This window comes from Microcoleus sp. LEGE 07076, assembly GCF_015207455.1.
GTDB lineage: Bacteria > Cyanobacteriota > Cyanobacteriia > Cyanobacteriales > Microcoleaceae > Microcoleus.
The window spans coordinates 1-23,024 of the sequence record NZ_JADEWV010000103.1; the positions used below are offsets into that span (position 1 = coordinate 1).

Consider the following 23,024-nt stretch of genomic DNA (forward strand, 5'->3'; position numbering starts at 1 on the left):
GGTTTGGGGGATTGGTAGGTGCGATCGACTATACTGCTAGCTTCTGCTGTTGTGAGTTCGCCCCGCACTAATTTTGAAAGAGTATCTTGCCCTTGCGGTTGGTAATTTATTAGTCTGACTGTATTGTTAAAGGCGTTTTTGACGCTATTTCCCCTTTCGTCGAGAAATTCTAGGTGTACCCAGTTTTTCCCAGGCTTGAATCCTTTAAGATATATAGGTTGCCATTGGTCGATCGCAAAGCTTTGGCCGTTGACTGTGGCTCGAATTTTCCAATCGAGTATTTCATCTTGGGAATTTTCTTGCGCCGCTTGGTGCGGGGGAGCATTTGTCAAGTAAAAGTCGAGCAGGATGGGTTCTGCCCCGTAGCTGCCTTGGGGGCTGCTGTACGTTAATAGGGGTAATGTTCGATCGGGATTGTTGTCGTCTGTTTTGGTGAAAACGTGAAATGTGGTTTGTGCCCAAGCACCTTCGTTTTTAAAGCTTTCTTCCCAAGGGCGAGCGGCGAACACCCGCAGGGTATGGGTTCCGGGTTCTAAGTCCGAGAGTGTTAAAGGCTGGTTGATGTCGTAAACTGCTGCATAAGGTTGATTGTCTAATAAAACTTGCAGGTGGGGTCCCAAACCCAAGTTTGCCTCTTTGAAAATGGGTAAGTCCTTCACTTGGAACTGAACGGACACATCTATATCTTGAAGCACTTCGTCAGGTTTGGGATTCAAAATACTAATTTGAGGCTGATATATTTCTAGAGCCTGACGCAGTTGTTGAATGGCTTCTGGGGGAGAAACCTCTGAGATTGTGTTTGCTGGGGCGGTAGCTGAGTCGCTGTTGTTCCCTGATTTGGGCAATTCGGGATCGCCCGCGCCACAACTTGCTAAACCGAAAATTAATATTGCTGCTGCCAACAATGCCAGCAGCCTGCGCGCAACCGTTCTGTGCCAATTGATGCCAATCACTCAACCATACTCCTAGAAGCCTTCTCATAGGGAACTATAGCCCAAAACTGAATTTAGTATTGGGGAATTGCCGATCGGGAATTCCGGATACTTGTCTGCCCTCGATTGAGTCTTGGCGGGCGACCTATCCGATCCGAGCGAGCTCATAAATCTCGCACCCGTTTTCCTAAAAATCTCTCTATATATGACTATTCTTCAATTACCTGATCTTTGAGTTTTGTAAAGTTAATGGCAATACCCCTTGACTTTTGCAAGGCACTGTGGAAATCAAAGGCATTATTACATCAAGAATTGAGGTTTTTTTAAGTATTGTTAACAAGCGATTAATCCTCCTCTAGCAAGCTTATAATTCATAAAACTCCCTCAAAAGGAGCAGCAGGATCGAACTTGAATCAAAAAGGCGATCGGCGGCTCCCGATAACGAGAAGAGTGGGCAGTACCCAGACACATTGTTAGCGACACTGGGGAACTGGCTTCTAACCAGAAGCAAAACGCTTGGGGAGATGGTGTACCTGCATCTAACTCTGCAAAGAGTGAAGTGCAAGCTCAGTGTCGGTGAACCGAGAACCCGCGCCTAATAAAGCGCGGGGAGTGTCAAAGACAGTATTCAGTTCTCGTTCCTTGTCTTACCGAGAGGAGAGTCTTCATGACCATTAGTCCTCCAGAGCGAGAGGTAAAAGTTAGGGTAGTAGTCGATAAAGATCCCGTTCCAACTTCTTTCGAGAAGTGGTCTAAACCGGGACATTTCGATCGCACTCTAGCTAAGGGGCCAAAAACCACCACTTGGATTTGGAACCTTCACGCTAACGCTCACGACTTCGATAGTCATACAAGTGATTTAGAAGACGTTTCGCGCAAAATCTTTAGCGCTCACTTCGGCCACTTGGCAGTAATTTTCGTATGGTTGAGCGGCGCATATTTCCACGGCGCTAAATTCTCCAACTACGAAGCTTGGCTGACAGATCCTACAGCCATCAAGCCAAGCGCTCAAGTGGTTTGGCCGATTTTTGGTCAAGAAATTTTAAATGCAGATGTAGGCGGCGGCTTTCACGGAATTCAGATCACCTCTGGTCTGTTTCAACTGTGGCGCTCCAATGGCATCACTAACTCATACCAGCTATATTGCACTGCGATCGGCGCCCTGGTAATGGCAGCTTTGATGCTGTTTGCCGGTTGGTTCCACTATCACGTCCGCGCTCCGAAACTGGAATGGTTCCAGAACGTGGAATCGATGATGAACCACCACTTGGCAGTTTTGTTAGGCTGCGGGTGCTTGGGCTTCGCAGGACAACAAATTCACGTTGCTCTGCCGATAAATGCTTGCATGGACGCGATCGATGCAGGTGCACCGCTGACAGTCGGTGGCAAGCTGATCAAAACAGTTGCCGACATCCCCCTGCCGCACGAGTGGATTTTGACACCGGGCTTGATGGCTGACATCTACCCGAGTTTCGCTAAAGGTTTAACCCCCTTCTTCACCCTAAACTGGGGCGCATACGCAGACTTCCTGACCTTCAAAGGCGGTCTGAACCCCACAACAGGCGGTTTGTGGCTGACTGATACAGCACACCACCACTTAGCTTTGGCAGTGCTGTTCATCGTCGCTGGTCATATGTACCGGACGAACTGGGGCATTGGCCACAGCATGAAAGAAATTCTAGAGAACCACAAAGGCCCCTTCACTGGTGAAGGTCACAAAGGTCTCTACGAAATTCTGACTACTTCTTGGCACGCCCAATTGGCCATTAACTTGGCAATGCTGGGATCTGTGAGCATCATCGTGGCTCACCATATGTACGCGATGCCTCCGTATCCGTACATCGCGACCGACTACCCGACTCAGCTATCCCTGTTCACCCACCACATGTGGATCGGCGGATTCCTGATTGTTGGAGCAGCCGCTCACGCAGCAATCTTCATGGTTCGGGATTACGATCCGGCGGGAAATGTCAACAACTTGTTGGATCGCATGATCCGGCATCGGGATGCGATCATTTCCCATCTGAACTGGGTTTGTATATTCTTGGGCTTCCACAGCTTCGGTTTGTACGTTCACAACGATACAATGCGGGCTTTCGGTCGTCCTCAAGATTTGTTCTCGGATACCGGGATTCAGTTGCGTCCGATATTTGCCCAGTGGGTGCAAAATATCCACGCCTTGGCTCCGGGAACAACAGCGCCTAATGCTACGGAAATCGTCAGCCACGCTTTTGGCGGCGGTGCAGTAGCAGTCGGCGGCAAAATAGCGATGATGCCGATCGAGTTGGGTACGGCGGATTTCATGATCCACCACATCCACGCTTTCACCATTCACGTTACAGTCCTGATTCTTTTGAAGGGCGTGTTGTTTGCACGCAGTTCTCGCTTGGTTCCTGACAAAGGTAACTTGGGCTTCCGGTTCCCTTGCGACGGCCCAGGCCGTGGCGGCACCTGCCAAGTGTCCGGTTGGGATCACGTGTTCCTCGGCTTGTTCTGGATGTACAACTGCATCTCGATCGTGATTTTCCACTTTAGCTGGAAAATGCAGTCGGACGTGTGGGGAACCGTCGATGCAAATGGCGAAATTTCTCACATCACCGGCGGCAACTTCGCACAAAGTGCGATCACGATTAACGGCTGGCTGCGGGACTTCCTGTGGGCGCAAGCTTCTCAGGTAATTCAGTCCTACGGTTCGGCACTGTCGGCCTACGGTCTGATGTTCCTAGCTGGACACTTCGTATTCGCTTTCAGCTTGATGTTCCTGTTCAGCGGCCGCGGCTACTGGCAAGAACTGATTGAGTCCATTGTTTGGGCTCACAACAAGCTCAAGGTGGCTCCGTCGATTCAGCCTCGCGCTCTGAGCATTATTCAGGGTCGGGCTGTGGGTGTAGCTCACTACCTCCTAGGAGGAATTGTCACCACGTGGGCATTCTTCCTAGCGCGAATCATCTCGGTAGGGTAAACTACCTTTAGGTTTTGGATTCAGGATTTGGGAGCAATCTCAAACCCAGAATCCAAACCTCGGAACCGAACCTCTTCAACGTTCAGGATTCAGGATTAATCAAGGCTTATGGCAACGAAATTTCCAAAATTTAGCCAAGACCTTGCCCAAGACCCGACCACACGGCGGATCTGGTACGGGATTGCCACAGCGCACGATTTTGAAAGCCACGATGGCATGACCGAAGAAAATCTTTACCAAAAGATTTTTGCTTCTCACTTCGGCCACGTAGCAATCATTTTCTTGTGGACTTCGGGCAGCCTGTTCCACGTAGCATGGCAAGGTAACTTTGAACAGTGGATTAAAGACCCCTTAAACGTCCGCCCGATCGCTCACGCGATTTGGGACCCGCAATTCGGCGCTCCTGCGGTAGAAGCTTTCACTCAAGCTGGCGCTTCCAATCCGGTGGACATCTCTTACTCTGGTGTGTACCAGTGGTGGTTTACTCAAGGAATTCGGACGAATGCTGACCTGTATCAGGGAGCCATCTTCCTGTTGCTGCTGGCTGCCGTCTTCCTGTTTGCTGGTTGGTTGCACCTCCAGCCTAAGTACCGCCCCAGCTTGTCTTGGTTCAAAAATGCTGAATCTCGCCTTAACCACCACTTGGCTGGTTTGTTCGGTGTCAGCTCTTTGGCTTGGACTGGTCACATGGTTCACGTCGCTATCCCCGAATCTCGCGGACAGCACGTAGGTTGGGAAAACTTCTTGTCTACCCCGCCTCACCCGGCAGGTTTGGCTCCGTTCTTCACTGGTAACTGGGGCGTATACGCCGAAAACCCAGATGCAGCGGGCCATGTCTTCGGTACTTCCGAAGGCGCTGGAACAGCAATTCTGACTTTCTTGGGTGGCTTCCACCCTCAGACAGAATCTCTGTGGTTGACAGACATTGCTCACCACCACTTGGCGATCGCTGTTCTGTTTATCGTTGCCGGTCATATGTACCGGACTAACTTCGGTATCGGTCACAGCATTAAAGAAATGTTGGATTCTAAGGCCGGTTTGGTTGGTGGCAAGAGTGAAGGTCAATTCAACCTGCCTCACCAAGGTCTTTACGAAACCTACAACAACTCGCTGCACTTCCAACTGGGAATTCACCTCGCTGCTTTAGGCGTGATCACCTCCCTGGTAGCGCAGCATATGTACGCGATGCCTCCCTACGCTTTCTTGGCGCAGGATCACACGACTCAGGCTGCGTTGTACACGCACCACCAGTACATTGCTGGTTTCATCATGGTCGGTGCTTTCGCCCACGGAGCTATCTTCTTGGTGCGGGACTACGATCCTGAAGCTAACAAAGGTAACGTGCTCGATCGCGTGTTGCAGCACAAAGAAGCGATTATCTCTCACTTGAGCTGGGTATCGCTGTTCTTGGGCTTCCACACTCTCGGACTTTACGTTCACAACGACGTTGTAGTTGCTTTCGGTACTCCTGAAAAGCAAATCTTGATTGAACCTGTGTTCGCACAGTTCATCCAAGCTGCTCACGGAAAAGCTCTCTACGGCATGGACGTGCTGTTGTCTAACCCTGACAGCATTGCTTCTACCGCTTGGCCGAACTACGCTAACGTGTGGCTCCCAGGCTGGTTGGACGGTATTAACAGCAGCACTAACTCTCTGTTCTTGGCGATCGGACCTGGCGATTTCTTGGTTCACCACGCGATCGCCCTAGGCTTGCACACCACCACCTTGATTTTGGTCAAGGGCGCTCTGGATGCACGCGGTTCTAAGCTGATGCCGGACAAAAAAGACTTCGGTTATGCTTTCCCTTGCGACGGCCCCGGCCGTGGCGGTACCTGCGATGTCTCTGCTTGGGACGCGATGTACCTGTCTGTCTTCTGGATGTTGAACACCCTAGCTTGGGTAACGTTCTACTGGCACTGGAAGCACCTCGGCATCTGGCAAGGTAACGTGGCTCAGTTCAATGAGTCTTCTACCTACCTGATGGGCTGGTTCCGCGATTACCTCTGGCTGTACTCTTCTCAGTTGATCAACGGTTACAACCCGTATGGTACTAACAACTTGTCAGTCTGGGCTTGGATGTTCTTATTCGGACACCTGGTTTGGGCAACTGGTTTCATGTTCCTGATCTCTTGGAGAGGTTACTGGCAAGAGTTGATCGAGACTTTGGTTTGGGCTCACGAGCGCACTCCTTTGGCTAACTTGGTTCGCTGGAAAGACAAGCCTGTTGCTATGTCGATCGTTCAAGGTCGTTTGGTTGGCTTAGTTCACTTTACTGTGGGCAACATCCTCACTTTCGGCGCGTTTGTAATTGCCTCGACAGCCGGGAAATTCGGGTAATTCTGAACTCTGGTTTCTAGGTAATTAAATTAAATCCCCTGCCTTCTGGCGGGGGATTTTTTTTGTATTTTGGTTAATGGAAGCTGTTAATCAGAAATCTGAGGGCGATCGAGTTTTTCCAAAACCCTTTATGTCAAAGCTGTTTGCGATAATTGAAGCCTACAGAGAAATTTATAGTGCGATCGCGGTATAATTAGCCTGCTGTGCATTTGAATTTCACAGTCAATTTTGATGATATCTTTCTTGATCAGACCGCAATTCAGGCCCTTTAGAGCATGAGATTTATAGACGGTATTTATAAACCTTGCGTGGAAAAATGTAAAAATATACAAGACATTCCAAGTGTTCTCAGTATTTTAGACAACGGCAAGGCAGTATTGGATGACAATAGAAAATGCGATCGCTACATAGCTTTTTATGGCGGACATCATTTTCACAAACTTTATGCAGCATTTGCCTCAACTAACTTTCGGTATACTGAGAGCAAAGATATAGAAATCATTGACTGGGGATGCGGTCAAGGATTGGCGACTTGTGTTTTGATTGATTATCTGATCGATAATAATATTAATCCCAATATTGTATCAGTCACACTTATAGAACCTTCGTTGATAGCACTGAATCGCGGTAACAACTTTACTCGTCAGATGCTGCAATCCACTTCCTCTAGCCGTTGCACCATCAGAAAGGTAAACAAATACATAGATGATTTGACAGCTAACGACTTAGCCTCAGAGATGGGAACCATCAAAGTACATCTTTTTTCCAACATCATTGATGTAGAAGCATTCAGTTTAAACGATCTGCACAGGTTGATACTTGCTTCTTTCCAAGGTTCTAATCGACTTATCTGTACAAGTCCAGACAGCAATGGCAAATATAGGTTAGATGATTTCTCTGATTTATTTTCTCAGTCTTGCCAACTTGTGAACTCAGCAAGTTCTGATCTGCCAATTTATCAAGAAGTATTTTACTTTAAAAACAAACAATATGAAAGATGTAGAATAGGTAGGTGCGAGAGGCAATTTACTGTAAATCTGACTTAATGTTGAGGAAATAATTATGATGAAAAGTAAATCTACTCTAAATTATGTTCAAGGAGACTTGTTCTCTGGTTTTGGTTCTGACATTAGCGTCGCTACGCCTGATGAGGTATCAAAAGAAGTTTTGTCCATGCCAGATGCCAAGGTTATTTTTTACCGAAACTTCTTTAACGAAGAGGAAAGCGACGAGCTTTTTCGAGTTATACTTGAGGAGATTAATTGGCGACAAGACAAAATGAATGTCTATGGTAAGGAAGTTAATTTACCAAGAAAGACTGCTTGGTATGGAGACAGCAACAAATCATATACATTCTCTGGTATTCATCTCGAACCTGAACCTTGGACACCAACCTTACTTCAAGTAAAGGAACGGATTGAAGAGGTTGCAGAGGTTGAGTTTAATAGTGTGCTGCTAAATCTATATCGTAGCGGAAGTGATGGAATTTCTTGGCATACGGATGCAGAGCGAGAATTAGGAGAAAATCCTATTATTGGTTCTGTTAGTTTTGGCGAGACCAGAAGATTTATGTTTCGTCACAGATATGATAAGCAAATGAAAGCAGAAGTTGATTTAACACATGGTAGTTTTTTGTTAATGGCTGGTGAAACTCAACATTTCTGGCAGCATCAAATTCCGAAAACATCGAGGAATATAGAGCCAAGAATAAATCTAACTTTCAGGTTGATTATTGATTGATCGACTGTGTAAGTAAATATCCGCTTAGTTGATGCTGATATTCGCAACAGTCCGATTAATGTTTATCGGCGGGAGAATGCGAAGCGGTTGGCTGAGTCTCTCAAGCAGGAATAAAAGTGCGATCGAGCTTTTCCAAAAACCTTTATGTTAAAGCTGTTTGCGATAATTGACACCTACAGAGAAATTAATAGTGCGATCGTAGTAAAATGAGTAGTTAGGTTCCCAAGTTTCGGGGATAAGTGGTTTATCGAGAGGACTGGGTTGTGAATACAATTATTGACACACAAGTGCTTTCATATCGTTTCAAGCAGATTGAGAACGATGTCCACGACGGAAGCCGAGCTATTTCATCAATTACAGCTAATGAATTTTTACTGGCTCAGCCCAGAGACTCAAAGCAACCTGACTACTACATTCTTCATCCAGCTAGATACTCGGTACTAAATTCAGAAGAACGTGATTTTGGTATTCCCGATCATTTTGGAAATCCTAAATGGGCCAAGGGAGGTGCTTGTCGCACAGACCAAGTGATTATCGACTTTGGCAGTCAGTTCTCTGCATATCGTGAGTTTGGAAACGAAGCAATTGCTGAGGTTATTAACAATAAAAACTATGGCGTATATGAACTCAGTGTTTCTCATTTATCTAAACAAAAGCAGAAGTACCTCAAAAAACGGTTGAAATACATTTTGGATAATAATTATCGTTGTTACTCTCTAACTAGAGGGACAATAGAAAATGGGTTGACTCTGTTTTCAGAGTTTGCTGCTAAACATAACTGCAAAAGCAATATTCGTAACACTATCAATGACATCTTAATACTGGCGACTGCTGTTGACAGACAAAAGAAATTTATAACATATGATAATGTGCTAAATCGTTTTGCTGCTGAGTATTATGAGGCGCCAGCTCACCAAAACGAAGATGAATTGATAATCGATTTTTCAGAGGAGACAACTGAAAGTAGAAAAAGTAAGGAAAGTAAAGGATATTTCAATAGGGGTTGGAGTTACTCGGTTCGTAATAACCGAGACGTACAGGGAGCCTAACAACCGCTTGTACCCAACCGCATTAAGATTGTCTATTGGAACGAAGAAGGTATCTGTGGTAGGTGAAGCGAAAGCTTATGACATGGTTCTTACAACTATAGTGGCTGTAGGAGCGATCGCCCTCATCCCCTCAAATCTCACCATTCACCTGCATCTGATGCACCTTGTCAGCCAATTCTTGGCGGCTTTCCTTATCGAGTGCATCAATTGCCAGCATTCCCAAATACACGACTTCCTTCTGGGTGAGTCTGGTCGCTAGCGCTTGTTTTTGAATGACTTCCTTAATCACGGAACTGACCGCGATCGCAGTATTAGTTTTCACCACGAAGAATAATCAACTATAAATAACAACTTTGCTTGATGTTAGCATCCTTGTTCCGATTAAGTATAAATAATTTTGACTAACTACAGATAATCATGCTATAGTGCAAAAAACACAAAAGTGCGATCGCCCTCCGTCTAGACAACTAAGGTCGATCGACCTATTCCTCAATAATCTCAACCAAATCCTCAATCATCACGTCAAACGCCCGCGCTAACTTGTAGATAGCAGTAAAATCAACCATTGATATCGACGATCGCCGAGCATAAGTTGTGATCGTACTGTAAACCACACCAGAACGCTCTGAGACTTCCTTGAACGTCCAGCCTTTCTCTGCCGCTAGTTCTCGAACTTTGATTCTGACTAAACCCATACTTGACAAATAATGCAATTGCGTTTTATAATTGCAGATAAGAAAGCGATCGCCCCGGTATGAATAACTCAAGGTCGATCGGCTACTCTTCCAAAACCTCAACCAAATCCTCGATCATCACATCAAAAGTCCGAGCTAACCTCCGCAGGCAAGTAAAGTCTACCATTGCCATTTCAGGACGGCGAGCATAGCTTCTGACAGTGCTATAAATTACCCCAGAGCGATCGGATACTTCTTTAAGCGTCCAGCCCTTCTCCGCCGCTAGTTCCCGAATTTTTAGCCTGACTAAACCCATGCTTGACAGTTGATGCAGTTGCGTCGTACAATTACTGTATATAAAAAGCCGATCGCCCTCTGGCCTCGAAAACTAAAAGGCGATCGTTTATTAAACCTCATCTCGACAGATATTATCTGTCCTCCACACCGACCATCAAGAGATTTACTCTCTATCGACAGGTGCATTTACCATATCCAGAGGTCTACAACCAATGATATCAGAAAATCAGTCAAAATCGCCGACGATCGCAGAATCAAAGATAATTCACAAATCTCCCATCCTGCATCCGCTGGCGCGATTCGTCACCGAAGAAACAGTCGCACTGCTGTTCGATATCGCAGTAGACGACATTTACCGCATCGAATGCTGCCGCTACATGGTTTACGTGCACGCCAAACACATCAGCCGCTTTGTCAGCTACGCCGATTTTCCCCCAATTATAGAAGTAAAGCCGATCGCCATTCAAGATTTTGGCAGATGGTACAAACGCTGGAAAAGCAAGCTAGCACCGGCATTTTGGACTAAATTCTACACGCACAAGTTTAAAAAAGCTGTTTCAGTTGACAGATTGCTGGAGTGGGGGCTCTTGGTAGCTAATGTTAAATCAGTTATTTCTGGGGCCGCGCTGCAACAGCTACGAGATGTTTATGCCCAAGAAAAAGATTTAATGGAAAAATTTTAAAGTGCGATCGCCCCGACCAGCAACTGCGAGAATGGGTACAGACACAATTAAAAATGTAAAACTAAATATAGAGAAAAGTTTGAATGGCTGAGAATACCGTGAAAGTAGACATCTCATTTCAATCACTGCTAGAAGCAATTGCATTACTGGAAATTGCCCAAAAACAGCAGCTTTGGGAACTGTTGGAATCTGAATTATTCCCGGATGATGAAGATTCTCCAGAAGATATTGCTGAAATTGAGGCCGCCCGTGCTGATTACAAAGCCGGTGAATACACCACGTTCGACCAATACACGACTCAACGGGCAAGAAAGTCAACATGACTTATACAATCATCATACCTAAAGCTGTGCAAAAGCAGCTAGATGCCTTGCCCGATAATGTTTACGAGCGTATCGCTTTCAAAGTTCAGCAACTGGCCCAAAACCCTCGCCCAGATGGAGTAGTTAAACTGAAAGGTTCTGAAAATGAATACCGTATTCGCATCGGTGATTATCGCGTTGTTATGAAATTGAAGATGAAGAGCTCAGGATTCTGCTGTTGCAATGCAAACATCGGAAGAAAGTTTACAGAGGAAGTTGACTCCTCACCCACTATCTAACCAATCGCTTCAATCCAATTGTGCACCGCATTCAGCAAATCATCTCCATCCACCGGAAAACCTGTTAACGGTAATTCTAGCGGTGTATCGGTAATCCAGGCGATGTGAATTCCCATGTGAGTGTCGGCGAGTTTGCGGGTGAAAGACGAAAGCGCATCTTCGCAGGGACAAGAGTGCAAAATTAAGGCGATGTGCTGTTTTTGCAGGCGGTTTTTGAGTTGGGGAATTAATCGCTTGAATTCGGGGGCGTTGCGAATGGCGGGGATGTCTGTATCTGCGGGGAAGATTGTTTGATATAGTTGGGTACAGAGCTCTTGGGCGATCGGGCTGGTATCGGTTTCGCCTTCTAAGGCGCGTATGTTGAGGGGAACGGGGCAGGTTTTATCGGTGGATTGGAGTTGTTTTAGGAGTGTGGGGATATCTGTATTTTGTCGGTGGTTGTTGGGTATTGGGGAATTGGTGGGTTGAGTGTGCCATGCTTGATAAAAGTCTGGGTAAGTCATCTTTTGGGCACAGTTCCAGATGACTTCATAGCAGTTGTCATAGAGATTAGAATCGTTTTCGGAGATTTCGGAAGTTAGCCAATCTTTCAATCCTGAGACGATCGCAACTGGATTATCTTTGCCTATTTTCTCTAAGATATTTGCTATTCGCCACCGGATATTTTTATCACCTGAATTGCATATTAAATCGACTAAAGCTTGGATTGCAACTGGGTTATCCTTGCCTATTCCCCCTAAAATATCTGCCGCTTGCCACCGGGCAATGTTATCATCTGAATTTCTGATTAAATCGACTAAAGTGGCGATCGCAACTACGTTATCTTTGCATATTTTCCCTAAGCTTACGGCCGCTCTCCTCTGGGTATTTTTATCCTGAAAAGTACCGATTAAATCAACTAAAGCTGAGATCGCAACTGAGTTATTTTTGTCGATTTTTCCTAAGCTATCTATGGCACTTCTCCAGGTATTATCATCCTCGGAAGTACCAATTAACTCGTCGCAATTATCGAAAATTGCGAGTGTAATTGAGTTGTTTTTTAATGCTTTTGCTAATCCATATGCCAATTGCATCATCATATATTCATTTGAATAAATACCACTCAACTCCTCAAAAAATGCGAGTATAACTGAGTTATCTGTGTCTATTTGCCCTAAGCTAGATGCCGCTATTCTCCGAGTATTTTTATCCCCTGAATTGCGGATTAACTCGACTAAACCGGATATCGCAACTGGGTTATCTTCACCTATTTCTCCTAAGCTTTTTGCCGCTTGCCTCCAAGTATCTTCATCCTGAGAAGTACGGATTAACTCGACTAAAGCGGAGATAGCGACTGGGTTATCTTCACCTATTTCTCCTAAGCTTTTTGCCGCTTGCCTCCAAGTATCTTCATCCTGAGAAGTACGGATTAACTCGACTAAAGCGGAGATGACAACTGGGCTATATTTGCCTATTTCCTCTAAGCTATTTGCTGCCTCCCTCCGGGTATTTTCATCCTGAGAAACACGGATTAACTCGACTAAAGCTTCAATCGCAACTGGATTATATTTGTCTATTTGCCCTAAGATATTTGCCGCTATCCACCGGGTTTCTTCATTACCTGAATCGCGACTTGACTCGACTAAAGCTTCGATCACCCTTTCCCTATCTGTCTCTTTCAGTATCTCCCTTGAACCCTCTGTAATTGGATCGAGAAATGTCCGCCATTCCTGTTTTTTTTCATTAAAATAACCAAATCCCCAAATAACAATCTGCGACACAATCTCATCAGCAAGACTACAATCCTTAAATTCAGCAATCCCCGCAGCAGCTAAAAAATACGCCTGATATCTATAAAATTTATCCCACCCAACCTTAAACTTAACCAACGCCTTAATAAACGCTTCCTTCTCCTCCTTCCCTACTTCTTCACGCCCCAACCACAGCAAAATCACCTCTTTCCATTGCTTCTCAAAAATGCGATACCTCGCATCAAGATGTTGCGGATTTTCAGGAATGTGATTCAAGAAAAAGTGCCAATCCTCAACCGCCAACGCCGCAAAATATTCCTGAAAAGTCGGATGGTAAAAAGCATAAATTCCTTCCAGCGTCTCCGCATCCCTCGCCACTAAATTCAGCCAACCCAAACGACAAGCCAACTCAAACTGCGATGCACCCATCACCCGATATCCCACACTTTCTCGCAACTGAAACCGCGACGTTTCATTTAACATCACAGAAAGTGCCAACTTCCCCAAAGCCGCATTCAATTCCTGCTGCTGAATCCAATTCAAGTGCGGTTTTTTCCACTGATACAAAGTAGTTACAAACCGCCGATAAAGCTTAGCCTTAGTATCCGGCAAATCGCCATCCAAGGATTGCCAAGTGCCGCACAGCAGCGAACATCTCAGGGGATTTTTTACTAAATCTCGAATTCGTTCTTTTCCTGATGCTGCTAATGCTTCCCGTAGCTGCGCGGAGAGATCCCCCCCAGCCCCCCTTCTTAAGGGGGGAGCAAGAGTGTCCCCTTCTCCTGTCGCCTCCGTTGAAAAAGCGCTAGCAAGAGCGTCCCCTTCTTCTCTTGTCCCCCCCCTTCTTAAGGGGGGGTTAGGGGGGGATCGAAACCACTTATCGATGAACATTTCGACTTCTTCGGGATAGGAAAACTCCAGAGTGCGATAAGTATCAAAAGTATCCAACGCAGAGCCGATCGCATCCCAGACATTCTGCCGACAACTTAGCACAATTCGCGCCTTTTGAATACAGCCGCCGGTTCTAATTTGCCGCTCAATTTCCGCCAAAGGATTCCCATCTCCCACCGCCATCTCATCCGCCCCATCCAACACCAACCACACGCGATCGGCATTAAATTGTGCTACAAAATCATCCTTAATATCCGCCGTCGCCTCAGCCTTCCCAATTCTCTTAATTGCCGCCACCAACCAATTATCAAATAAATAGGTTTCTAAATCCTTCCTCTGCAAATCTGCCAAGGATACCCAAATCACAATCGCCTCGGAAATGCCCGTCGCTACCCAATTCGCAATCTGCCGCAACAGCGTTGTTTTCCCCGCCCCCGGTTCCCCAATAATTCCTAACCGCTTCCCATTGCTTTTCGGGCTAATTCCTTGCTGGATTACTTGTTCGAGAAACTCGCTATGTTCAAATGTCTGAGTAACTTCTTTTTCTCGATACAAATCCGAACCTTCTTCAGCCGCAACATCCTCGCGTCGCTGAGTCACTTTGTGCCGTTCCACCAATCCCAGCGGCACATAAACATCATCTATTTGATGGTTGCCAAAAGTTAGCCGATCGCTACTAAGTCGCTGCTGTTCTTTCTCGTCTAAAATCTGCTGGCAAATATCCCGCCAGTCAATCGGTTGATAAACAATGCGGCTCTTTTCCACAATCTCCTGAAGCCAAGCGTGCATCTCTTGAGTTGTGCTATCAATCCGCGTTAAAGTTTGACCCGTAAAAATCTGAAAGACCTTCTCGTTTTCCTTGACTTCCTGAGCAAAGTATGCTGATAATAAATCAAATAATTCTTGCTCTAACTTTGTCTTGTAAGGTGCGACATCGCAATTTTCTAGGGCAACTTCTAGCAGTTTTTGCTTGAGTTTTTCAACCTGATTCTGCTTTAACTCATCTGTCGCAGTCAGCAGCAATTCTATCTCATCTAAACCTGCAATAGGAATCCCAGACGGGACTGTTTCTTTGTTAAGTTGTTCTAATTCTAATTTGAGTTTTTCTAGCTTTCGTTTCAACCAATCGAAATCCCTGCGCCTGTCTTGCAGCGAATAGGCAAAACTCTCTCGGTTCGCTGTATTTTTGGGGTCGATTTCCTGTTTGCATTCTGAGGCGATTTGTTGTTGAGCTTTCAGGAAAGATGTTTTTAGCGCTTTTTCTAAATCGTGATTGACAATTTTTCCGTTTCGTGATATCTTTTTTATCCCTGTCAAACAGAGGTGCTTTGCTGCATCATTAACTTGAGTGCCGAGAATGGCTTGCCAAGCGACTGTGAAAAGTAAGCCCAAGGTAATCGGATCTGACATTTGAGGGTTCTCCTGATGCGCTGCAAGCGGGTTATTTTTATGATAGGCGATCGCATTTGGTTGCGGGCGATTTATGGCTCGTTTCCATCAAATGTGCGATCGACACATCAACAGCCCGTGCTAACTTGTACGGGGTGGCAAAATCAACCTTTCAAGAAGTTTCCTGCTTAACAGTCACAGTCAGTTGAAAACCCAGTGCATCCAGTAAAGCACTCAAACAATAAATTTCCGAGCCTTTTTTTTCCGACAATAGTTCGCCCAATTTTTCTAAAAGTGCTGTAACATCTTCTGAGAGTTGATTCATCCTGTGACGAGCCTCAACTACATCATTTAATGCTAGCTTGAGCACCTCGGAATTCTCCTCCTCCAAGCAAGCCTCAATATCAGGAGCGACCTCTAAGGGATCTTTGAGAGATTCAATCAATTCTTCTTGATAGCTGATACTTCTAGACATCATCATAGTTTGTGGCTTTTAAAATACTTCATCTTCGATGCCGAGCCACCATTCGCCCAGATTCATTAAATCTTGCTGAATGTCGGCGAGTTCTTTAACATACTCTTCAGCAGAAATTTCCGATCGCCTTTCTTGCAATTTTTTGAGCCGCAGTTGCACTAACAGCCAAGGTTTGGAAATTCCGTCGGTTGCTTCAATATATTTGGCGACATCTTGGCTATTCATGATTCTTTTTTAGATTGGATTTTTTTTACCGCAGAGAGCGCAGAGAGCGCAGAGTCAGAGAAGAGAGAAAGATGAATAATTATGATGCCAACTGATTTAATATTATACCACTTTTGAAGCAGATTAAAAAACTCTTATTTTTCCCAGTCGGTTTCAACCGACTTGAGCTTTGAGCCAGGGGGTTTAAACCCCTGGCGGACTCGTGGACTCGCAGCTAAACATTCTTTACCTGTAATCGGAAGTCTGAATGTTTTTCAGTTTCGCGGCATATTTCATGCCGTATTCGGGGCGACAGAAGCGATCGACCTGAGATTCAAAAAATGCCCGATTTGCTTTCAAATGCTTCGGATTTGGGTCATCCAAAGGATACAAAAGCGCCGCCCGCAATGCTTGAATTACCGCCGAAGTAACGCAGTACATCGATCGCTGAAAAGTCACCCCAATTTGATTGAGGACATCATCTTCGCCACGACAGCGCCCTTTGTAGAAATCCATCAAGTAAGGCGGCAGGAAGTGCAGCATATCTTGGGCTAACAAAGTTGGCGGAATTCCGGCAGTTCCTACGGGGAATTTGTCTGCATACAAAACTCCGTAGTGGAAGTCTTTTTGGTCGTCGGGAACTTCCTTCGCTTGCGCGTTGTACGATTTGGTTCCTCGGAACGGCGAAGTGCGGTAAAACACAGATTCTACGTAGGGTAGTGCTGCTTCGTAAAGCCATGTAAAACCTTTAGATTTCGGGATTATTTCGTAGGTTTCGCCGTCGATGAGAACGTGGTGGTAAATTGGCCTTCCGGCGATCGCAAATATGCCGTTTACCAGGAAATCCATCGCCTGCGGGACTGTGGTAACTTTGCCTTCGTCGTACAAGTCGGAAACTTCAAAAAACACCGGTGCCATTACTTCCCAGAACAAGCCGAGATTGCTGTAATAAGACATTTGGCGGCACTGTTCTAAAAACAACTCTGGGAATGCTTTGTGCAGTCCTAGCATGAACGGGTCTTTTTTGAAGTAAGCTTTAATGGCGCGATCGGCATTAGTTTTGTATTCGTCGCTGTCGAGATAGGGGTCAAACTGATTGACGGGAACGTACATTCCCCGATGCCAAAGCATTGACCTCATGCACTCTTCGGCAAATTCCATGTTAATGCGATCGTGCCACAAATGGTGAAATAGTCGCGAATGTTTACCAGTTTCTCCCTTCTCCATGAACTCCAAAAGTTCTGGGTGGGCGCTGCCAGTACCCCGCCAAATCCGCAAATCTGCACCGTCACCTGAATAGTGATTTTGCAAGTCTAAATATTCCTGGGGTAAGAAGTATTTAAAGAAGGGAAGCGGGTGTAAAAATACCCGTTCGGCGATGTAAAGCAAATCCCGCCAATAGAAGTCCATCGGCACCGCGTAGGCTTTCCAGATTGCGATAATTTGCATCAGATTTTCTGGTGTATCTGGAATCATTGCGCCGCCAGCTTCCAGCCGATGAATTACTTCGGCAAATTCGTGCTTGGAAGGAGGCAGTTTAGTTGCTGGCTTTGTAGGAGTTTGTACCATTGTTTCTTCCTTAGTTTGAATCAACTTTTAAATCTTTCTACTCGTTCCCAGGCTCTGCCTGGTAATGCAGAACCGGAGGCTCTGCCTCCAATTTGCCTGCTCAAAAGCGAGGCAGAGCCTCTGGATATCCGTTCCCAGGCAGAGCCTGGGAACCAGTTAATCAATCACACGAGCGCGCAACCTGTCGCTGTTATTCATCCTCCTTTTCAGCCCAAGGAGGCCGACCTTTTGGAGAGCGAATGTTGATAATTGAGCCGCCCGATCGGGTAATAGAGAAAGCATCAAATTCACCATCGTCCATCTCACCTACAACTACGATCGTTTCACCTTTTGATAAATTGATGTTGCGCCACGTTCTGGGGCCTGCCTCGACTCTCACTTGACCGCTACCGTCATCAATAATCCACTCATTTTCATCAGCTTCTCCGAAACCTATTACTCTGCCAGAAATGGTAGTTGCTGTTCTCTGTCTTTGCAAATCTGCAATTCGGGTTTTAGCTTGGGCAATAGCAGAAGTTGCTGCGACTAAAAGACAAAGTGCTGATGCACATAAACTGATTTTTTGTGTTTGTTTCACGAGCAATTTTTACTTACCCCTTACTGCTGTTTCTATCCGGCAACAGAAACTAGATTTGATTGTTTGATTAGTTCCTGTATTTGATTATTTTTTGAGTGTAACACATTTGCTATTCAAAGGAATCAAGATTTCTTGGCGCGGACAGATCGACTGATTTAAAGCATTTAAGGGATTGATTTTGATGGAAGAAGAAAGATTTCTCCCCTCTTCCACTCAGACTATATCTATTTTTCAAACTGCTCGACAATCGCTACTCGAGCAATTCTCTCAGCGGGTAGAGTTGCTGCAATGGCAGTTGTAGTAGATTCGCTCCACTTCAGCAGCCACACCGGTTGCACTCCCAAGAAGAAAATGAGCCCGGCTAAAACTAACGCTGGCATATTTTCGCCAAACTTAACTTGAGGATAGTAAGCCGTGGCGTTGTCCAACTTTCCAAAACAGGTGCGGTTGAGGAGAATTACAAAGTAAACTGCTGTTAACCCGGAGGCTAAAATGCAGAGTAAAGTCGGAATTGGAAACTTTGAGAAACTGCCTTGAAATACTAAAAATTCGGCGATAAAACCGACTAAACCGGGAATGCCGGCGCTTGCCATGCCTCCCAAAACTAACAGCGAGCTCGCCGTGGGCAAACCTCGCAGCGGATTCATCAAGCCGTTGAGCACGTCCAAATCCCGCGTGCCGACTTTGGTTTCGATGATGCCTACGAGATAAAACAGCAAAGCTAAAATCAAGCCGTGGCTTACCATTTGCCCGACTGCACCGATTAAGGCGAGTTTTGTGCCGGCGGCGCAGGCAACGATAATGTAGCCCATGTGTCCGATCGAACTATAGGCTACCATGCGCTTGATGTCTTTTTGGGCGATCGCGCTCAAAGCACCGTACATTACACTTACAGTACCGATTATCGCTAAACCGGGAGCGACAATCGACCAAGTTTCGGGAAACAACTGCAAACCAAACCGGATTAAGCCGTAAGTTCCCAATTTCGCCAAAACACCTCCCAACAAAATTGCTGTTGCTGGCGAAGCTTCGACGTAGGCATCCGGCAGCCAAGTGTGCAGCGGCACTAAAGGAATTTTAATTCCCAACCCAATCAGCACAATAGTTAGCAGGATTAATTGAGTTTTCAAGGACAAGTCTTGAGTAGTAATGGCGCTGTAGTCAAAGTTTAAAGAACCGCTCAGCCAAGCTACACCCAAAAATGCGGCTAAAACTAAAAGTCCCGAAACTGCCGTATATATCAGAAACTTCATCGCAGCATATTCGCGTTGCTTGCCGCCCCAAATCGCAATTAAGAGGTAAAAAGGAATTAATTCTAGCTCGTAAAACAGGACGAACAACAGCAAATTTTGAGACATTAAAGCTCCAGCAACACCCGCATTGATCAGCAAAATCATCGCGTAGTAAAGTTGGGGGCGAGCTATTCCTTCGCCGGTGCCGTAAATCACTAATAGCGTCAGCAATCCGGTTAAAACTAACAGCGGCAAAGATAAGCCGTCAACTCCTAAGTTGTAGCTCAAACCTAATTGTGGAATCCAAGGCAAATATTCTTGAAATTGCAGTCCTGAATTTGTCGTGTCAAATTGAGTCAGCAGCCAGATATTCAACAGAAAAACGGCAGCAGCGAAGACGGAAGCTACTGAACGCAGCTTCGTCGCATTCATTTTTCCCGGTAAGAAACCGACCACCGCAGCGCCCAACGCGGGCAACCATAGCAAGGCACTAAGCATAATTTAAACGGTTGATAGTTGATTGTTGACGGTTGATAGTTGACAGTTGGCAGTTGGCAGTTGGCAGTTGGCAGTTGGTAGTTGGCAGTAGTCAGTTGGCAGTTAACAGTTAACAGTTGGCAGTTGTTAGTTGTTAGTTAACAGTCAACAGTTGGCAGTCAACAGTTGGCAGTTAACAGTCAACTGTTAACAGTCAACTGTTAACAGTCATCAGTCAGTAGGGGCGGTGCCTGTGAGTGCGAAAACTATTGTTTACCCGCCAACAATCGACAGGCGAGCTAGCAGCGGCCAGCTTACCAGCAGTCCCAAAAGTGCAACTCCGAACAAAATTGTCAGGGCGTAAAACTGAGTTTGACCGTTGACGTTGTATTTGAGGCTCTGCCCGCCGAAAACAGTGGCAAAACCTACTAAATTTACGAATCCGTCAACAATGTTGCGATCGACCCAGGATATGATTTGGGATACCAGACCGACTGCAAATATCACTGTCACGCGGTAAAGTTGGGCGGTGTAAAAGTCGTAGGCAAAGAAGTCTTGTACGGCTTGAGAACCAATTCGGACTGGTTTTTCCCACTTTTCGTTGAGGTAAATAAATGCTCCTGCACCAATGCCGATCGCACTTGACAAAACTAACAGTCCGGCCGCAGTATAATTCAAAGTTGCCAAAGGCAAAAGTTGCCAGTCCCACAGCAAGTGCGGAACGTGCAAAGTAAATCCCATTAACAGGGTCATCGGCAAGATAAAAGGCCAGTGAAGTTCCGGGGAACGTTCGGTCATTTGCTTTGGTTTGCCGCCGAAAACTAAACCAAAAACGCGGACTAAGCCAAAAGCAGTTACACCGTTGACAAACAGCACGATTCCTAACAGCGAAGGCCCAGTTTCCCAAAGCCCGCCTGCTAATTCCGACAAAGCCCAGAAGCAGCCAAAGGGTGGCAGTCCAATCACTCCTGCAGCGCCGACAAGAAACGATATTCCCGATATCGGCCGCTTCGGCCACAAACCGCCGAGAGCTCGGACATCCTGAGTGATGCTGTTCCAAACTACTGAACCAATGCTCATCACCAGCAAACCCATTGCCAAGGAATAAGCAAATATCAATGTCAAAGCTGTTTGGGTTTGTCCGGTACCGACGGCGATAAATACTAAGCCCATGTATGAGCTAACTATATAGGATAGCGTGCGCTTGATGTCGATTTGGGCGATCGCAATTAAGGAAGCACCCACCGCCGTTGCAGCACCCACAATAATAGTTGTCTTCAGCCCCACGGGCGACAAAGCAATCACGGGCTGCAATTTAATCAAAATCCAAGCGCCGGTTTCCACAACTACCGTGTTCCGCAAAATTGTTGCCGGCAAAGGGCCTTCCATCGCCTCATCCAGCCACAGGTGCAAGGGAAACTGAGCGCATTTGCCCATCGGGCCGGCAATCAAAACCAAACTCAACAGCGTTGCAACTGTGGGGTCAATGTTTGCCGTCTTGGCCCAAACTGCCAATTCGTCAAAATTCCAAGTTCCAGCCAGCGGCAGAATTGCAACTACTCCCATCAATAGAAATAAGTCTCCCACCCGCTTGGTCAAGAAAGCGTCGCGGGCTCCTGTCACCACCAAAGACTGATTGAACCACAGCCCGATTAGCAGGTAAGTTCCCAGAGTCAGGACTTCCAAAATCATGTAGCTGAAGAACAGAGAGTTCGACAAAACTAAGCCGCACATCCCCGCTTCAAACAGCCCCATCAGGGAAAAGAACCTCGCCCAGCCCCAGTCCATTTCCATGTAACCGAAAGCATAAATCTGCGCTACAAAGTTCAGTCCGGTAATCAAAACTGTAGCCCCGACGGTGACAACAGAGATTTCTACGGGAATGGTGAGCTCTAAACCTGCGACGTTCAGCCAGGGAATCAACTGCTGTTGCGCGGGTTGGTTCCAGGCTGCTGTTAGGGCTATGACGCCGTGGGCGAAAGCGAAAAAGGTTAATATGGCGTTTACGTAACCGGACGGTCTCGGTCCCGTGCGGCGGGTTACTGCTGGAAACCACAGTATCGACAGAAATGCGCCGATGAGTGGGTAGCAAGGTATAAACCAAACGGTCTGGAGTAGGATTTGAGCCATTGGCACTACCTGTAAATGTTACAAAAGTTTAATAATCTGAGAAAAATCTCGATCGCCAGAAGTAAAGAAATTTTGGGGTGACTGCTAATTTCTTGTCGTTTAGAAGCTTGGCACTTCAGCATAGACTTATTAATTTTATATTAAGTATTGCCTGAAATTTTCATATTTGCTGATTTAGGGTACTTATCTGCTGATAAACTATACTTATAGAATGCAAAAATCAGACGGTAAGCCAAGAGTCTCCAACCCGCTTGTCTAGCGGGTTTTGCGTGTAGAAAAGGAGTTTCAGCCGCCCGGTCTTTTTTTTAGTGATTAAAGCTGGTCAATTTCCCAAGCTGCTAAAGGAAGTTTGGCTTGGCGCTGTCCGATCGCCCTTGACCTCACATTCAAAAGACCGATCGGCGTATGTAACAAATCTACCAGTTGCGATCGCCCGCTCGCACTTTTGGCAGCAGCAATCGGCAACTCTTTTAACAGCCACCTAGCCAGCCGATACAAATATTCTCCTGGCGTAAATTCACGCATCAAATCGACACCGTGAAGTTCGTGCAAATATTTATTCGACTCGCCGTAGCGATACCATTGACTTTGCAACTGTTTTATTGTAGAACGGTGGCGGTGTCGGACGATCGCACTTTCAGCAAAATCCAACTTATAGGATGTTTGTCGCAAAATCCGCCAGCAAAAATCCGCATCGCCACCACTCGTAAGGTAAGGGCGAAATAAACCGACTTGTGCTAAAACTTGTCTGCGTACAGCTAAGTTGGCGGTTTGACCGTAGGCACAAAAAGGGTGAGCGAGAGTATGTTTTTGAGATAAAGTATTTTCGCGGGCGCTGTGTTTTTCTAAGAGAGTGTTACCCGGGAGGGCGAGGATTTCCCCGGCGACAATTCCGATGTTTGAGTCAGCAAATGGTTTAACTAAATTTTCCAGCCATTGAGTTTCGGGGCGACAGTCTGCATCGGTAAAAGCAATTATTTCACCTGTGGAGGCGCGAATCCCTTGATTGCGGGCGGCGTAGGAACTTTGAATCTGGTTTTCGGTAAGGTGGCGAATGGTTATTCTATCCAAATGG

The 23,024-nt window shown here is 46.0% G+C and carries 19 protein-coding genes and 1 pseudogene; 8 read left to right on the forward strand and 12 right to left on the reverse strand.

Annotated elements, in window-relative coordinates; all coding sequences use genetic code 11:
- A pseudogene (locus IQ270_RS17350) lies at window positions 1–953 on the reverse strand (hypothetical protein); the annotation flags it as partial.
- A 646-nt stretch (window positions 954–1,599) separates the two neighbouring features.
- On the opposite strand from IQ270_RS17350, the gene psaA reads away from it, so the two are divergent.
- From psaA to IQ270_RS17375, 5 genes are all read left to right on the forward strand, one after another.
- A complete protein-coding gene (gene psaA, locus IQ270_RS17355; RefSeq protein WP_193974404.1) occupies window positions 1,600–3,894 on the forward strand; it encodes a photosystem I core protein PsaA in 2,295 nt (764 codons plus the stop codon).
- A gap of 108 nt (window positions 3,895–4,002) precedes the next feature.
- Window positions 4,003–6,231: a photosystem I core protein PsaB gene (psaB, locus tag IQ270_RS17360; protein ID WP_193974405.1), complete on the forward strand. Its 2,229-nt coding sequence runs from the start codon at window positions 4,003–4,005 to the stop codon at window positions 6,229–6,231.
- A 275-nt stretch (window positions 6,232–6,506) separates the two neighbouring features.
- Complete coding sequence (locus IQ270_RS17365) at window positions 6,507–7,277, forward strand: hypothetical protein (protein WP_193974406.1); 771 nt, start codon at window positions 6,507–6,509, stop codon at window positions 7,275–7,277.
- Between the two features lie 16 nt (window positions 7,278–7,293).
- Window positions 7,294–7,971: an alpha-ketoglutarate-dependent dioxygenase AlkB gene (locus IQ270_RS17370; protein ID WP_228056451.1), complete on the forward strand. Its 678-nt coding sequence runs from the start codon at window positions 7,294–7,296 to the stop codon at window positions 7,969–7,971.
- Window positions 7,972–8,234: 263 nt separating this feature from the next.
- Window positions 8,235–9,020, forward strand: a complete 786-nt coding sequence (locus IQ270_RS17375; RefSeq protein ID WP_193974407.1) for a hypothetical protein — start codon at window positions 8,235–8,237, stop codon at window positions 9,018–9,020.
- 130 nt (window positions 9,021–9,150) lie between these two features.
- Here the strand turns inward: IQ270_RS17375 and IQ270_RS17380 are convergent, their stop codons facing one another.
- The 3 genes from IQ270_RS17380 to IQ270_RS17390 form a co-directional block, all read right to left on the reverse strand.
- On the reverse strand, window positions 9,151–9,342 hold the full coding sequence (locus IQ270_RS17380; RefSeq protein WP_228056452.1) for a hypothetical protein: 192 nt from the start codon (window positions 9,340–9,342) through the stop codon (window positions 9,151–9,153).
- A gap of 160 nt (window positions 9,343–9,502) precedes the next feature.
- On the reverse strand, window positions 9,503–9,715 hold the full coding sequence (locus IQ270_RS17385; RefSeq protein ID WP_193974418.1) for a helix-turn-helix transcriptional regulator: 213 nt from the start codon (window positions 9,713–9,715) through the stop codon (window positions 9,503–9,505).
- Window positions 9,716–9,797: 82 nt separating this feature from the next.
- Complete coding sequence (locus IQ270_RS17390) at window positions 9,798–10,010, reverse strand: helix-turn-helix domain-containing protein (protein WP_193974409.1); 213 nt, start codon at window positions 10,008–10,010, stop codon at window positions 9,798–9,800.
- A 193-nt stretch (window positions 10,011–10,203) separates the two neighbouring features.
- On the opposite strand from IQ270_RS17390, the gene IQ270_RS17395 reads away from it, so the two are divergent.
- The 3 genes from IQ270_RS17395 (at window position 10,204) to IQ270_RS17405 (ending at window position 11,275) form a co-directional block, all read left to right on the forward strand.
- The gene (locus IQ270_RS17395; RefSeq protein WP_193974410.1) at window positions 10,204–10,674 is read left to right on the forward strand and encodes a hypothetical protein; all 471 of its coding nucleotides are present in this window, start codon (window positions 10,204–10,206) and stop codon (window positions 10,672–10,674) included.
- An 83-nt stretch (window positions 10,675–10,757) separates the two neighbouring features.
- Complete coding sequence (locus IQ270_RS17400; protein WP_193974411.1) at window positions 10,758–10,997, forward strand: hypothetical protein; 240 nt, start codon at window positions 10,758–10,760, stop codon at window positions 10,995–10,997.
- Window positions 10,994–11,275: a type II toxin-antitoxin system RelE/ParE family toxin gene (locus IQ270_RS17405; RefSeq protein WP_228056453.1), complete on the forward strand. Its 282-nt coding sequence runs from the start codon at window positions 10,994–10,996 to the stop codon at window positions 11,273–11,275. Before IQ270_RS17400 ends, IQ270_RS17405 begins: the two co-directional genes overlap by 4 nt.
- Here IQ270_RS17405 and IQ270_RS31165 read toward each other — a convergent pair.
- The 8 genes from IQ270_RS31165 to IQ270_RS17450 form a co-directional block, all read right to left on the reverse strand.
- Window positions 11,272–15,306 (reverse strand): HEAT repeat domain-containing protein, encoded by a 4,035-nt coding sequence (locus tag IQ270_RS31165; RefSeq protein WP_228056454.1) that lies wholly within the window; start codon window positions 15,304–15,306, stop codon window positions 11,272–11,274. The genes IQ270_RS17405 and IQ270_RS31165 overlap by 4 nt on opposite strands.
- A 151-nt stretch (window positions 15,307–15,457) precedes the next feature.
- Window positions 15,458–15,766 (reverse strand): DNA-binding protein, encoded by a 309-nt coding sequence (locus IQ270_RS17420; protein WP_228056455.1) that lies wholly within the window; start codon window positions 15,764–15,766, stop codon window positions 15,458–15,460.
- Between the two features lie 12 nt (window positions 15,767–15,778).
- A complete protein-coding gene (locus tag IQ270_RS17425; protein ID WP_193974412.1) occupies window positions 15,779–15,985 on the reverse strand; it encodes a hypothetical protein in 207 nt (68 codons plus the stop codon).
- A 225-nt stretch (window positions 15,986–16,210) separates the two neighbouring features.
- Window positions 16,211–17,533, reverse strand: coding sequence for a CO2 hydration protein (locus IQ270_RS17430; RefSeq protein ID WP_193974413.1), 1,323 nt, complete (start codon window positions 17,531–17,533; stop codon window positions 16,211–16,213).
- Window positions 17,534–17,723: 190 nt separating this feature from the next.
- The gene (locus IQ270_RS17435) at window positions 17,724–18,110 is read right to left on the reverse strand and encodes a DNA-binding protein (RefSeq protein WP_228056456.1); all 387 of its coding nucleotides are present in this window, start codon (window positions 18,108–18,110) and stop codon (window positions 17,724–17,726) included.
- A 224-nt stretch (window positions 18,111–18,334) separates the two neighbouring features.
- Entirely contained in the window at window positions 18,335–19,840 is a 1,506-nt protein-coding gene (locus tag IQ270_RS17440) for an NADH-quinone oxidoreductase subunit M (RefSeq protein ID WP_193974414.1), read from the reverse strand.
- A gap of 252 nt (window positions 19,841–20,092) precedes the next feature.
- Window positions 20,093–21,949 (reverse strand): NAD(P)H-quinone oxidoreductase subunit F, encoded by a 1,857-nt coding sequence (locus IQ270_RS17445; RefSeq protein ID WP_193974415.1) that lies wholly within the window; start codon window positions 21,947–21,949, stop codon window positions 20,093–20,095.
- Window positions 21,950–22,261: 312 nt separating this feature from the next.
- The coding region (locus IQ270_RS17450) for a glycosyltransferase (RefSeq protein WP_193974416.1) at window positions 22,262–23,024 on the reverse strand (763 nt) is incomplete at its 5' end.